This window comes from Mesorhizobium sp. B2-3-14 (assembly GCF_006442175.1).
Taxonomy (GTDB): domain Bacteria; phylum Pseudomonadota; class Alphaproteobacteria; order Rhizobiales; family Rhizobiaceae; genus Mesorhizobium; species Mesorhizobium australicum.
Map to the genome: position 1 here is coordinate 42,393 of NZ_VFVP01000015.1, position 12,942 is coordinate 55,334.

Genomic DNA, 12,942 nt, shown 5'->3' on the forward strand with positions numbered 1-12,942 from the left:
GCGGCGTGCCGGCGGCATGCCCGCTCGATGCATAGCCCCGCGAGGCAGCGGAGACCCAGCCTAGCGAAGCCCGGCGCTTAGCTCGCAGGCGCCTGCGAAGTTGGGAGCAGCTTTGATTTCAGCGAGCCGCTGTCTCAGGTAGGTACTCAAGTCCACCTCGCCGCGCTAAACATACCAAACCCCGCCACTGAGGGGACAGTGGCGGGCTTTGTTTGAAAGCTGTTCGACCAACTCTCCGCCGCTCCTGTCCGGGGGGTGTCGAGGGGCGCCACCGAATGAACTTGGGCCGATACAATCGGTTCCCGCCGCAAGCAAAAAAGCCCGCCGGCGTGATCCAGCGGGCGGGTGGTGAAAGGCAGATGCTCCGGTTAGTCGATCGCGCCTGAGACGGTGATCGGCGAAGAAGTCGCGGCCGTAGCATCGGACCAACGTTCACGCTTGGTCGGGATGGGTCTCTGGTAGGTTTTCATCGTCGCGCAGCTCACGCGCCGCCCTTGGTTGGGCCGGATACGATGACCAACTGGGCTGCGATGCTGCCCAAGCGCTCGCGCTTCTCCAGTTCTGGCCATTTGTATGTCTTCTTCCATAGTGGTGCTCATCACGCCTGCGGCGTTGCTGGTAGCAACGACGTTGAAGCCGGCGTTGGTCAGCGCGAAATCGAGGTCAAGCGATATGACAGGCTCGTCTTCGACCACTAGGACTTTGCCGTCATGCATCATGGACCATCCATTATACGTTGGCCGCCCTAACGATGAGAGGATGGCTTAGCTCCGGCCCTGTTTGGGAGATCCCACCAGCGGCAAGTGCAGCCAGGATGATGCACAACGGGCCGGCGTCATGTCGGCTTGTCCAGCGGCGCCCTTCTGGTTGGCGGCTTGTAAGCGCTCACCAGCCTGACGACAGCGGCGTCGACTGTGACTGGAGCGCCCAGGTTCACCGTCACGCTGTTTTCGTCGATGTGGATGACGTTGCCAATCAACTCGATATGCTGCCCCTTCTGTACCTTCGTTGTGTGGTCGATCACCGAGTGGGGTTGGCCATAGGAGGGGATGGAAACGCTCACCCGGTCCTCAGTGACCCGCTTGCGCACGGTGGCGGTGATTACGACCTCGTCGCCGATTTTGATGCCCTTTGCCATAACTATGACTCTGGAGCGGCCAACCATTTCGTCAAGCTACTGCTAATATATTGCGTTTCGCAGCACCAGGGGTCTAGGCTGATCTATGCGCGACAACAAACGCGTCGGCCGCCGGGGCGGCATGAGCTTTCTCTACCCCCACCAGGTGAGTATCCGCTCTGTCTCGGTTTACCGGAAGCTACAAGTGCGCTCCTGGCCTCGCCCCGGAACGTTGTGGCCGAGAGCCATCTGCACCTCGGCCAGGAAGTTGCCCAGCTCCTCGTCCCGCGCCTTGGCGTGCACCGCAGCACCACCGCGGCGGCCTTCTGAATGGCCCACAGTGGGAAGACTGAGCAGATGTGCACCCAGGGGTTGAGCGCTACCTAGCCCGCGGTCGACCGGGAACCGGAGCTCCGAATGCTGGAGCGGCTGCTTTAGCCGTCCGGCCGGCTCCTTTCAGCGTCCAGCAGTTCCTCTTCGGTTATCAGACCGTTGATAAAACAGCTTGAGCAGGTGTGACGCGATGCGCTAGGCCTGCTGCGAGTCAAGGGGCGTGCGGTTCTCGTGAATACAATACGGCACACGTGAGAGAGCATATCGATCTCGCAAGGCCCCAGCACTGACCAGGGTACAACATAACCTTCCTCCTCGAAAGCTACGAAACCCGGACAGTGCGACGGCCGTGTGAATGCCACACTTGATTTGGCTTCATCAAGGGCGGTGTCAGGCGCGGTCCGTGTGTACTCGGGACGTGTGGCTGTCGGCATGGCCGCGCTAGAAAGCCCTATCCTGTCTTCAAGGAGCAGCATCGCTCTGAGCTCAGGACGAGATTGGCCAGTACAAAACCGACCGCAAGCGGTAGTGTTGGACAATCAGGGTCAATTCATCGGCACGGGACATTAGGAGGACGGACGTGACCAATTCCACAGGGGGTTCTTTGGGCGTCGCTGTCATTACCGGCGCATCCTCAGGAATCGGCAAAGCTTTTGCCGAGCGCCTGGCCAGCGACGGCTACGACATCGTGCTCGTCGCCCGCCGACGGGACCGGCTCGAGTCGGTAGCCCGCGAGATCAAGGCCGCTGGCGCCTCCGCGGAAATCATCGTCGCCGATCTGGCGCAGTCGCATGGCCTCGACATGGTGGAGCAGCGAATCCAGGCCGGGGACGTGTCGCTACTCGTCAACAATGCCGGGTTCCAGACTTACATGCCCTTCGTCGACCTCTCGATCGACCGCGCCCAGGAAGAGGTTGCGGTGCAGGTAACTGCGGTCATGCGTCTGTCGCATGCGGCACTTCCTGCGATGATTGCGCGCGGCGAAGGCGCCATCATCAATGTCTCTTCCCTGCTCTGCTTCAGTGGAAGCTTGAAATCCCCGTTCATGCCGAAGCGCTCGGTTTATGCCGCCACCAAAGCCTTCATCACGATGTTCAGCGAGCTTCTCGCGGCTGAACTGCAGGGCAAAGGTATTCTCGTCCAGGCGCTTTGTCCCGCCGTCGTCAGGACAGAATTCCATGATATCGACGGCAAGCCGGTCCTCAGGCCCAATGTGCCGGTGATGGAGCCGGGTGACGTCGTCAACGCATCCTTGGCTGGCCTGCGGCAGGGTGACACGATCTGTATCCCGGCACTGGAGCAAGTGGGTAAGCTCTCCGCTGTCGGGGACGCAAATCGCGCCCTGTTCGATGCCGGTCGCGGGGCTGAACTAGCGCCTCGATATCGCTAATGCCAGGCGACAGGTTGGCTGACGTGTCAGCCCCTTCCTTGGGCTCATGGTCGGTTCCCAGGTCCGAGCGTCCCCAACGCGGACGGGCACCGGTTTGCCGCGCCAAGCGCGGCGAAACTCCGGCGCCAACCTCTAGCGTATATTGGTACTGACCGCCAATGGCCGTTCTGGGCCCGTTCTGTCCCACTTGAGCACCAGAGCCCGGTGGAAGTGCCGCCAGCCGCCGACGCGGCCGTTCACCCACAGGGTGCTCAGCTTGCGCTGTGAACGGGCGGGATAGGCGCAAGCCGCCGTTCGGCGCGGAACACCAAATGCGGCCCAGACGAGACAGCCCGATCGGCTGCGGGCAGGCTGAAGATGATCATCGCCGTTGCTGGTCTAGCGCGTTCTGCATAAGGCGGAAATGCCCTGATGTGACCGCAAGCCGCAACGAAGCTCTGCTAGACTAGTCTGTAGAGGCAATGGCGTTGGGAAAAGCGCGATATTCTGAAGCGCCGCTCGAAGTGCCGACCAGCACGACCGCGGCTTCCCGCCCGACCGTGCGCTGCGCGACCAACTTTCGCAAGCCGGTCAAGGCTGCCGCGCTCGACAGTTCGAGATAAAGACCGTAGCGCGCCAGCCGCGCTTGGTCGTCGTAGGTCGGTTCCTCCTCAACGGCAACTGCCGATCCCCCGCACGCGGCAATCGCCTCAACGGCCTGGTAGGTGACCGTCGATCCGCCGATCGACGTCAAAGCCGAATGACCTTCGAAGTGGCCGCGGTAATCGGCGCCCGCAAGTACCCTTGATATGCGTGCGAAGGGCTCGACGGCATGGATGCGGGGCGGCTCGCCGCTGAGACCGGACCTTTGCAGATCGCGGTAGCCGCGCGCGATGCCCCAAAGCAGATCCGCCCGCGATGTCGGAACGACAACGTCGCTGCATGTCTGGGCGCCAAGCTGAAGAAACAGCTCGAAAGCAAGCGATCTGTAGCCATCCACCCCGAACGGATTGCTGCCTACTGCCGGAACAATGAAGTTGGTGGCCGGATACCAGTCGCCGGCGCGGACGCGATCGGCGAGCACCTGCCAGCGGCGTTGCGGTGTTTGCGCGGCCAGCAAGGTCGCGCCGTGCATTTCGATCGCTCGCCGCCAGTTCGGGTTCATCTCAGGCGTGGTGACGATCACGCAGTCGAGCCCCGCCTGAGCCGCGTAGGCGGCAAGTGACACGCCGGCATTGCCGCTGGAGGCGGCGGCAACCGTCGAGGCGCCGCTCTGCAACGCGCGCTGGACGACAAACCGGCTCATGCGGTCTTTGTGCGACCCGGTTGGATTGGTGCCCTCGTTCTTGACATGGAGCGCGCGGACGCCGACCTCATGTGCAAGCTCGTCCATCCCCACCAGAGGTGTGTTGCCCTCACCCAAGGTCGGACAGGACGGGTAGACCTGCCATTCAGAAGGCCGCTCGAGGCAGCAGGGGAATTCCTCATACTCTATCGCCAGGCTTGCCGGCATGTTCTGTTCAAGACAGGCCGGGCAACCTTCGAAGTAATCCGCCACGGCAAACACGGCGTGGCAGCGAATACAGCGCATCCCACTCACGCGCGGATTGAGCCGAGGCTCCGAGCTAAGCATGTGCCAGCCGATTTGGTCGGGCGTCCAGGTCGGCCATCACCTTGAACAGGCAGTCGCCGGGCTCGGTAAGCGATGGCGCCCTGCGGCACGCGACAAGTCCGGAGCTTTCGAAGAGCAGCGTTTCGGGTTCGCGCGTCGGCAGGTCGGGAAAGTGAATGTGGCCGGCAAGCTGGCCGCCGACCACCTCATCGCAGATATCGGCGGCCGGCTCGAAGATACCACGCTCGCGGGCGTAGACGAAGGCGCTATGGCCTTTGACGGTCATGACCCGCGTCGGCGGAGCCGGTTGGACGACGACCTCGCGCAAGATTCCGTGGCCTTTCAGCAGGCGCTTTAATCCAGATTCGGCGAGCGCCAGACCTTCTTTGGACAAGGTCGCACCGCCGCCAAGCTCGGTGGTTAGAACCAGCGCGCCCCTGTCCTGCGCCGCCGCCGCCAGGGTGGTCAGTCCGCCACCCCCTGTGCCATCGCTGACAAAGCTTATGGGGGCGCCAAACAGCCGCAATAGACGCAGCAGTTGTTCATGTTCCTCGGCGGTCCGCCCCGGCCGCACGAGCGCGCTCGGCACATAATCGAGTGAGCGCCCTCCAGAGTGAAGATCAACGACGATGTCGGCCATCGGGATCAACACCTCGCACACGTAATGGGCGATCATCTGGGTGGGCGAACCGGCGGCATCGCCGGGAAACGTACGATTGAGATTGCCTTGGTCGAGCGGCGATACCCGGCGGCCGGCGGCGACGGCGGGAAAGTTAAGCGCCGGAAGGATGATCAGCCGCCCCGAAACCTGGTCACGGCGGATCTCGCGGGCGAGCTTGCAAAGGGCGATCTGGCCCTCATACTCGTCGCCATGATTGCCAGCGATGAGCAGCGCCGTTGGACCGCCGCTATTTTTAATGCAGACCAGCGGTATGGGTACGAAACCGTAAGCGGACAGGTCGGTCGAATGCGGCAGCCTCAGACAGTCCGACTGCTTGCCGTCGGCCTCGTAGTCAACCGGGGTCCAGATCCGTGTCTCAGCGGCCATGTCTACCTTCTCCATTCAGCGAAGCATCTTGTCCAGGAAAAGCCGCGTCCGCTCCTGGCTTGGCGCGGTGAAGAAGGTTGTCGGGGACGCGAGCTCGACAATGCGTCCCTGGTCCATGAAAACGATCTGGTCGGCGACCTCGCGGGCAAAGCCCATTTCATGGGTGACGCAAAGCATGGTGGTGCCGTCCCTGGCGAGGTCGGTCATGACGTCGAGCACCTCCTTGACCATCTCCGGATCAAGCGAAGAGGTCGGCTCATCGAACAGCATGATCTTGGGATTCAGGCACAGCGCGCGAGCGATCGCGACGCGCTGCTGCTGGCCGCCGGACAGCTGGCTGGGATATTTGTGTGCCTGGTCGGCAACCCTCACCCGTTCGAGATGGTGAAGCGCCATGCCTGCGGCGCCGGTCTTCGATTGGCCGAGCACGCGCTTCAGAGCAAGGGTGCAATTGGCCATCACCGTTAAATGCGGAAACAGGTTGAACTGCTGAAACACCATGCCAATCCCGCGCCGCAGTCTCCGCAATTGCCTGTGGTCTCGACTGAGATCCACGCCACCGACCCGAACCGCGCCTTTCTGAAAGGTCTCCAGGCCATTCAGGCATCTGACGAGCGTCGATTTTCCCGATCCGGAGGGACCGCAAATCACAATCCGCGCGCCCTGCGCCGCAACGAGATCGACGTCCTTCAGAGCGTGAAAGCTGCCGAACCATTTGTTGAGCGCTACCGTCTCCAGCGCTGGCGGCTGGGCGGATTTTGGCGCGCCAGCTGCCTGCCCGATATCGGTGGTTTGGGAGCTGCCCTGTCGCATGAGCTCATTCATCTTCTAGTCGGCCCAAGCAGCTGGCGTTCAATCCGGCCGACCAGCCATGCGACCGCGAGCGCGAGGAGAAGGAAGGCAATGCCGGCCACAGTCAGCGGTTCGGCATAGCGGTAGGTGTCCGAGGCGATATCCAACGCCTTGCCCAGCATCTCCGGTACGGCGATGACGGCGAGGTAGGGCGTAGCCTTCAGGATCGAGACAAAGTAGCTGCCGACCGGGGCCGCGACGTTGCGCAACATCTGGGGAGCCAGGATGAATACCACGATGTCAGTCTGGCTCAGTCCCAGCGCCTTGGCGGCTTCGGCCTGGCCTGCAGGAATAGCGTCGATGCCCGCCTTGAATACCTCGGCGAGATAGCCGCTGAAATAGACGCTCAGTGCCAGTGTGCCGACCAACAGCGCCGGCAGCGTGATCCCGTAGTGCGGCAGCACGAAATAGAGAAAATAGAGCCATGCCAGCACCGGCGTGGACCGGATGAAGTCGATCATGAAGCGCACCACATAGCCGGCAATGGACGCCGCCCGCCTGGTGATCTCGAGGCAGAAGCCCAGCGCCGACGCTCCCGCGCAACTCGCCAGCGCCACGCCGATCGTGGTTCCTATGACGCTGAGGATGGTGGGGACGGTCGAGAGGGCGAATTCGAGATCAAAGGTCACTGGATAACCTCGTTGCCACGCCGATGCGCTGCTCGACCCATCGGCCAAATAGCGCGACTGGGTAACAGACTACGAAATAGGCGAGCAGAAGCGATGTGTAGACGCCGACGGGATTGTATTGGAGCTCGGCGATCTCCTTTGCCCGAAAGGTCATGTCCGTCAGCGTAACGAGGGAAACGAGCGCCGTTCCTTTAACCAGCTGGATGAACTGGTTGATGAAGGTCGGTGCCATCCTGGTCAACGCTTGAGGGAGTTCGATCAATACAAGGATGTGGCGTCGCGGCAGGCCGAGGGCCGCGGCAGCTTCCATCTGCCCCCGGTCTAGCGACTGAAGTCCGCCTCTGACGGCCTGGCTGGCGTATCCTCCCGCATTGAGCCCCAGCACCATGGCGCTGACAATAGTCGCTGGCATTTGGATACCAATGATAGGGAGCGCATAATAAAAGACGAACAGCAGTATGATGACTGCGGAACTGCGCCAGAATTCGATGATGGCGCTGACGGCGATGCGGGCGATGCCGCGTGTCAGATACTGCGCCACGCCGAAGATCAAGGCGAAGGGCACGGCAAACAGCAGGCCCAGTAGGGTTACCGTTGCCGTGGTCCGGAAGCCGGCGAAAATTCCGACCAATATCTCAACGATAGTCACGCCTGCACATCCCTGATCCTGCCGCTCCGTGCTCCGAGAGCCTGACCGTCCGCGCTGATGCCGCGACGTGTCTTGCCGCCGATCCCCGGGGCGTCCGGTCAGCCCTGCCCCGCGCAAACCTGCTCACTGGTCAGATCCGGTGCTGCCTCCTCATGGCTGAAGCCGTTCTTGGCCATGATGTGGGCCAGGGTTCCGTCGCTCTTCAAGAGTTTGAGACGAGAATTATACATGTCACGAAGGTCGCCATCCTCCTTGCGGAAGGCAATAGCTGAATAGCCGAAGCGTTCCTTGCCGTTCTCCTGCAGGCCTTGGAACGGCAATGCGCGTTCGATGCCGTTGACATTTGGGTCGGACAAGATGCGAGCCACCGTCGGCGCTGAAAATGCGGCGACGTCGATCCTGCCTGTGAGCAGAGCCGAGACATTCGACTGTATGTCGGGAAACAGCAGCATCGTGCTTTCGGGGACACCGGCGGCCGCAGCATTCTTGGCCGTCACGCTGCCTCGCCCAATCCCAAACCTTATCTGAGGATTTGCTGCGATCTGAGCATAGCTGTGGACGTTCTTCGGATTGCCCTTGGCGACCAGGGCGGCGTCGGCGATCTTCAGATCGGGGTCGCTGAAGGCGACGAGCTCACATCGTTGCGGCGTGATGGCGAGTCCGGCCGCGATGGCATCGAACCGCTGCGCCGTCAGGCCGGGAATAAGGGCGCCGAACTCGGTGACCACGATTTCCACCCGATCGACGCCGAGGCCTTTGAACGCAGCTTTGATCAGGTCGGGGTGAAAGCCTTCCGGCTCGCCGTCGGCACCGCGGTATCCCCACGGCGCGCCATTCGAAATGCCGATCACGACCTTGCCCTCGCGCAAGACCCGCTCACCTGTCGTTTCAGCCCTGAGGCTGTTCGCGCCTGCAACGAGAATAGCGCAGGCCGCCGTAGCAGCAGTTGCCATTTTCCTGAGCAGTCCGACCGTGTTGGGCATGCGGTGTTCTCCACGTCAACGTCGAGGTAGACAGGTAGACCAGGTATATCAGGTATGTCAAGATCAGGTGAAGGATAAGTTTTATTTTTGTTAAATCCGCGTTCGGCGCTCCGGCCTGCGTGGGGATGGACATCGCCTTATCGTTGCGTTAGGTATTCCTAGTATACCTTGCGAGGGCGAGAATGGCCGGACAGATCGGGACTGCTCTTCATGAAACCGTACGGCAGGAGATCACGCGCCGGGTGCGGGATGCGCAATACGGTGCCGGTCAGCCGCTGCCTTCCGCCGCAGCGCTGGCCGAGGACTTTGGCGTCAGCGCAATCACCATCAAGCGGGCGCTGCGGGATCTTCAGTCGGCCGGAATCCTGCGGTCGGTACCCGGGTTGGGGACCTTTGTCCGGGAGCAGCGACGGTTCATTCGCGATCTCGATTTTTCTCTTACCTCCTATGACAACGCCCTGCGGCTCGGCCTGAAGCCGTCCATTCAGCTCATCTCGTTGACGCGCGAAAAAATACAAGACCCAGCCTTCGACGTGCTTGAGCCGCCCACTGGATTGATGCTGTGCGTGCGCAAGGTGATCTTAGCCGACGACACACCAATCATGTATGACACATCCTATCTGCCTCACCCGGTGAGCGATCAGATGCTTGAGGAGTTCAGGGACAAATTCATCGGCGATGTCCTGCGCGAGCACGGCACGCGCTTCACCAAGACCAAGCTGCTGATCGATGCCGCGCCGGCCTCGAATGAAGCACAGCAGACGTTCGCGCTTCCGAACGGATATCCGACCCTTCGTCGCCTCTACAGGCTGAGCACCACCGAAAGGTCTGTTTCGGTGTTCGGCATAACCGAATCTCCGTTCGACCGGCTGGCTTGCGTGGTCGAAATCGACGCCGATCACGCAACCCCCAAGCGGCGGACGAGAACCGACCCGGCGTCCGGCTGACGCGACGAGCTTTAGATCAGGAGCAGGCAATCATGCTTCCAGTTTCACCCTCACCCGATGTTGCGGTGGCCGAGCTGACCAGGCGGCTTGCCGCGGTGCGACGCGAGATGGCAGACGAAGATATTGACGCGCTGGTCCTCACCGACCAGAAGAATGTCGAATACTTCACCGACTACAGGACCTTGTCCTGGGGCTATCACTCGCGCCCCTTGTTCCTCGTGATAGACCATCAGGATGTCCGCGTCATCGCCAACAGGATCGAGACCAGAAATCTCGAAGCGCGGCACCGACCCTTCGCGATCGTGTACTACGCGGGGTATCTGGCCGAAGGCGCGCAAACCATCGTCGAAGCGGTCCGAACCGGCGACCTGGCCGCCACTGCACGGGTCGCGGTTGACTATGGACAGGACATGGCCGGTCGCGGTTCGCTGGAGATCGTCGACGGCTTGAGGGCGCGCGGGCACAGGCTTGAGAGCGCGGTCGATATGCTGTGGCGAACGCGCATGATCAAATCGCCGTTCGAAGCGGATCTAAAGCGCGTTTCCTTCGAGATCGTCAATGCAGCTTTCGACGATGCTGTTTCGCAGGCGCGTCTCGGCATTACCGAGGTCGAGCTTTCCCGGCAGATCCAGGCCCGCATCATCATGAACGGCGCCGACCGTGCCGATCCGATCGCCATGACATTCTGCAGGGGCGAGTTCAATTACGGCCGCCCGCCAGGCCTGCATCCCCTGCAGGCTGGCCAGTATGTGTGGACGGATTTTCGCTCGACCTATGGGGGCTACCCTGCCGACAGAAACCGCATCGCTCGCGGCGGGGCGCCGGAAAACTGGGAGATAGAGGCCTACGAACGAACGCGTGCGCTGACCGTGGCCCTTGCAACAAGCGTCAGGGCCGGGATGACGTGCGGGGATGTTTTCGGCGCCTTCGAGCAGCTTTGGTCTGACGCCGGCCTTCCGCCCGCCTATGGGCTTGTTTCACGTATCGGGCACGGTGGAGGTCTCGATGTCACAGAACCTCCGTCCATCTCCAAGGCCAATCCAGAAACGATAAGACCTGGCATGATCTTGCACCTGGAGCCCAAGCTGGAGATCAATGGCGCTGTCTTCCAGTTCGAAGAGGTCATCTATATCCGCGAGGCCGGGGTCCAGTTTTTGAGTGAGCTCTCTCCAGAGCAGTTGCCAATCATCAACTGAACTGAGTTGGCTGGCCCACAGATGTGCGGGACCAGCAAAGCACCCGCGTGCTGAGGAGCTGACTGTCGTCAGGCCAGCGACAGGAAAAAGGTCGAAGCCGGATGTTTTGCAACCCCGGTAGATGGTTGGTAAACGGGTGCGCACGAGGGACCAGCAACCTACCGAGCGACCCGCCGAAACGCGAGCGACGCCATGAAGCCACTGATCATCATATGCTCGGATCACGCGGAGTTCTATCTGATCCTGAGCCACATTCTTGCGGTGGACGGCTTTGAAAGCGCGTTAGCAACCAATGTCGACGAGATGCTCGAGTTGGCCGCCGAACTGTCCGTTCAGGCCTTGCTGTTGGACTGCCGGCCGGACAATCAGATGGCGGATAGCTGCGCCCGGCTTAGACAGGATGACAGGACCAGTACCCTTCCAGTCATCGCCTTGATTGCGCCCGGTGCGGAACCCCAACACATTGTGCTGCTGAAATCGGGAATCGATGAGAGTTTCATCAGACCGCTGGCGCCAGCCAAGCTGCTGGACTACCTGCGATCCAGGCTCGGAGCCGACCGGCGCTCGCGATTGCAACTGCAGAGCGCGCTATCGCTGAGCCATGGCGACATAGAAATGCAGATCGACACGCATCATGTACGCTGCAGCGGTCGGGAAATCGAGCTGGGGCCGATCGAGTTCAAGCTGCTGCGGCATATGCTTGAGCGCCCGGGGAAGGTGCTCAGCCGTGAAGAACTGATCGGGGCTGCTTGGCCCAGCAATGTCTATGTCGGCCCGCGCACGGTCGACGTTCACATCAGTCGGCTAAGAAGATCGATCAAGCAGTCTCCTCACCACGACGTCATTCGCACCGTCAGACTGGGTGGATATGCGCTTGAAAGCCCAACAGGCTAGAGCGCTTCTTCCGTGCCTCAACGGCCGGGCGGCCGAACGGAACCCGAAGTAATGAGGCCGCGCGGTTGATGGCCAACCATAGAACCGTGTGTCGGCCGAAATCGAGAGTCCACCTTGTTGGGCGAGCGCGACTGCTCCGTTGCCTCCGGAATATTTTTGTCCCGCCAATCGGATTCGCTCCGCGCGCCCGCGGTCCCTCAGATATTTTGCGTCTCCCAATGGTTCGGCAGGCCCAGGGCAGATTTTCCCAGCCTGGTGGCTCGCGCCTTCTGAGCCTGCGGCTCGAGAGCCTGGTGATGGCAACTTCCGGGTTGACGGCGAGGCTCCGCCAGCGGCACCCAAATTTTCGACGCCATGGAACTTTGCCGAGAAAGCAAGGTTCACGCCTTGGCGATGGCGACCGGGCCTGTCGCGATCTCGGAAAGCAAGGAAAACCTGGCCCAATGGGAGCAGCTTGCTATGAAACACCAGACACTTGAACAACTGAACGTTATCGCGGAGGTGAACGCGGAATATCCAGCAATGACTCGTAGGCAACGCCTTGAGCGCTGGGCAAACCTCCTTGAACACCAACCAGATCGATGCCTTGGAGCGCTCCCGGGCACGGAATATATGAGCCCCCATGACCGCAACGAAGCGCGTTGCCTTTCGTCGCCGATCAGCGTTGCGTTCGAAGACCCAATTCTGAGGGCGCAGGGCCTGGAGGACGATACTTATGGTGCGGCCCGGAAGTTTTTCGAACTGTCCAACTGGCAATTGCACGACATTGTTTGCCATTGTCATGTCGGCGCAACGATGAAGGCCGGATGGGTAGCACTTCGTGTTCGCGCCGCTATGAATGGCGGCATCTTTGCAAGGCTGGGTGCGTTGCTTAGGCCTTGATGAAGGGATTCGACGGGGCTCATTCCTCAAGTCGAGATGCTCGACCACCGCCGAAGCGTCAGCGGCGGCCGCGGAGGTCGTGAGCGACCAGGCGCCGCTCACCTGTCACCTGGGCGGAGATGAAGAGAATCGGTGCGCCCTCACCACCGCCGCCGACAGGTTCGTGCGCCCACTTGGTCCACGCCCAGTGTCCCCGCCTGAAGCGGCTGGATCAGGGATTCGGCGGATACTGAGGGATCAAGCCAGCCCCCCAATCGTTCCGCCCTAGTACGATCCGCCGATCGTGATACGCGGCTGTGTCCGGACCGGGCCTCCCCAACGTCGTCGGTCTGGGCCAGATCCCCGCCGCGATCTGGTCCCAATCAGGCAAGGCTGTATCCGCGCTTGGCCACGCGAAAGGACTACCATGCTCAATCGATTATCAGTCGTAA

13 protein-coding genes are annotated in these 12,942 nt (G+C 61.4%); 5 read left to right on the forward strand and 8 right to left on the reverse strand.

Annotated elements, in window-relative coordinates; translation table 11 throughout:
- Positions 1 to 368: 368 nt before the first annotated feature.
- The gene (locus FJ950_RS27130; RefSeq protein ID WP_140619979.1) at positions 369 to 719 is read right to left on the reverse strand and encodes a hypothetical protein; all 351 of its coding nucleotides are present in this window, start codon (positions 717 to 719) and stop codon (positions 369 to 371) included.
- Positions 720 to 835: 116 nt separating this feature from the next.
- Positions 836 to 1,138, reverse strand: coding sequence for a hypothetical protein (locus FJ950_RS27135; RefSeq protein ID WP_140619981.1), 303 nt, complete (start codon positions 1,136 to 1,138; stop codon positions 836 to 838).
- Positions 1,139 to 2,030: 892 nt separating this feature from the next.
- Here FJ950_RS27135 and FJ950_RS27140 point away from each other — a divergent pair.
- On the forward strand, positions 2,031 to 2,840 hold the full coding sequence (locus FJ950_RS27140; RefSeq protein WP_181171460.1) for an SDR family oxidoreductase: 810 nt from the start codon (positions 2,031 to 2,033) through the stop codon (positions 2,838 to 2,840).
- Between the two features lie 445 nt (positions 2,841 to 3,285).
- On the opposite strand, the gene FJ950_RS27145 is transcribed toward FJ950_RS27140, so the two are convergent.
- The 6 genes from FJ950_RS27145 to ehuB all read right to left on the reverse strand — a co-directional run bounded on the left by FJ950_RS27145 (position 3,286) and on the right by ehuB (position 8,592).
- Entirely contained in the window at positions 3,286 to 4,452 is a 1,167-nt protein-coding gene (locus FJ950_RS27145; protein ID WP_140619985.1) for a pyridoxal-phosphate dependent enzyme, read from the reverse strand.
- Complete coding sequence (locus FJ950_RS27150; RefSeq protein WP_140619987.1) at positions 4,445 to 5,479, reverse strand: succinylglutamate desuccinylase/aspartoacylase family protein; 1,035 nt, start codon at positions 5,477 to 5,479, stop codon at positions 4,445 to 4,447. The genes FJ950_RS27145 and FJ950_RS27150 overlap by 8 nt, the downstream gene beginning before the upstream one ends.
- Before the next feature lie 15 nt (positions 5,480 to 5,494).
- Positions 5,495 to 6,292 carry an amino acid ABC transporter ATP-binding protein gene (locus tag FJ950_RS27155; protein ID WP_140619988.1) on the reverse strand — a complete coding sequence of 266 codons (798 nt, stop codon included), beginning with the start codon at positions 6,290 to 6,292 and terminating at the stop codon, positions 5,495 to 5,497.
- An 8-nt stretch (positions 6,293 to 6,300) separates the two neighbouring features.
- On the reverse strand, positions 6,301 to 6,960 hold the full coding sequence (locus FJ950_RS27160; protein WP_140619990.1) for an ABC transporter permease subunit: 660 nt from the start codon (positions 6,958 to 6,960) through the stop codon (positions 6,301 to 6,303).
- Positions 6,950 to 7,609: an amino acid ABC transporter permease gene (locus FJ950_RS27165; protein ID WP_140619992.1), complete on the reverse strand. Its 660-nt coding sequence runs from the start codon at positions 7,607 to 7,609 to the stop codon at positions 6,950 to 6,952. Before FJ950_RS27165 ends, FJ950_RS27160 begins: the two co-directional genes overlap by 11 nt.
- 98 nt (positions 7,610 to 7,707) lie before the next feature.
- Positions 7,708 to 8,592, reverse strand: coding sequence for an ectoine/hydroxyectoine ABC transporter substrate-binding protein EhuB (ehuB, locus tag FJ950_RS27170; protein ID WP_246681383.1), 885 nt, complete (start codon positions 8,590 to 8,592; stop codon positions 7,708 to 7,710).
- A gap of 182 nt (positions 8,593 to 8,774) precedes the next feature.
- Between ehuB and FJ950_RS27175 the strand changes: the two genes are divergently transcribed.
- The 4 genes from FJ950_RS27175 to FJ950_RS27190 all read left to right on the forward strand — a co-directional run bounded on the left by FJ950_RS27175 (position 8,775) and on the right by FJ950_RS27190 (position 12,511).
- The gene (locus FJ950_RS27175; RefSeq protein WP_140619994.1) at positions 8,775 to 9,539 is read left to right on the forward strand and encodes a GntR family transcriptional regulator; all 765 of its coding nucleotides are present in this window, start codon (positions 8,775 to 8,777) and stop codon (positions 9,537 to 9,539) included.
- Positions 9,467 to 10,735 carry a M24 family metallopeptidase gene (locus FJ950_RS27180; RefSeq protein ID WP_210242369.1) on the forward strand — a complete coding sequence of 423 codons (1,269 nt, stop codon included), beginning with the start codon at positions 9,467 to 9,469 and terminating at the stop codon, positions 10,733 to 10,735. Before FJ950_RS27175 ends, FJ950_RS27180 begins: the two co-directional genes overlap by 73 nt.
- Before the next feature lie 192 nt (positions 10,736 to 10,927).
- Positions 10,928 to 11,629, forward strand: coding sequence for a response regulator transcription factor (locus FJ950_RS27185; RefSeq protein ID WP_140619996.1), 702 nt, complete (start codon positions 10,928 to 10,930; stop codon positions 11,627 to 11,629).
- A 459-nt stretch (positions 11,630 to 12,088) separates the two neighbouring features.
- Positions 12,089 to 12,511, forward strand: coding sequence for a hypothetical protein (locus FJ950_RS27190; RefSeq protein WP_140620125.1), 423 nt, complete (start codon positions 12,089 to 12,091; stop codon positions 12,509 to 12,511).
- Positions 12,512 to 12,942: the final 431 nt, after the last annotated feature.

Coding starts and splice junctions, on each gene's coding strand:
- FJ950_RS27175 (WP_140619994.1), top strand. CDS start 8,775: ATGGCCGGACAGATCGGGACTGCTCTTCATGAAACCGTACGGCAGGAG.
- FJ950_RS27145 (WP_140619985.1), bottom strand. CDS start 4,452: ATGCTTAGCTCGGAGCCTCGGCTCAATCCGCGCGTGAGTGGGATGCGC.
- FJ950_RS27155 (WP_140619988.1), bottom strand. CDS start 6,292: ATGCGACAGGGCAGCTCCCAAACCACCGATATCGGGCAGGCAGCTGGC.
- FJ950_RS27150 (WP_140619987.1), bottom strand. CDS start 5,479: ATGGCCGCTGAGACACGGATCTGGACCCCGGTTGACTACGAGGCCGAC.
- FJ950_RS27190 (WP_140620125.1), top strand. CDS start 12,089: ATGAAACACCAGACACTTGAACAACTGAACGTTATCGCGGAGGTGAAC.
- FJ950_RS27185 (WP_140619996.1), top strand. CDS start 10,928: ATGAAGCCACTGATCATCATATGCTCGGATCACGCGGAGTTCTATCTG.
- ehuB (WP_246681383.1), bottom strand. CDS start 8,592: ATGCCCAACACGGTCGGACTGCTCAGGAAAATGGCAACTGCTGCTACG.
- FJ950_RS27130 (WP_140619979.1), bottom strand. CDS start 719: ATGATGCATGACGGCAAAGTCCTAGTGGTCGAAGACGAGCCTGTCATA.
- FJ950_RS27135 (WP_140619981.1), bottom strand. CDS start 1,138: ATGGCAAAGGGCATCAAAATCGGCGACGAGGTCGTAATCACCGCCACC.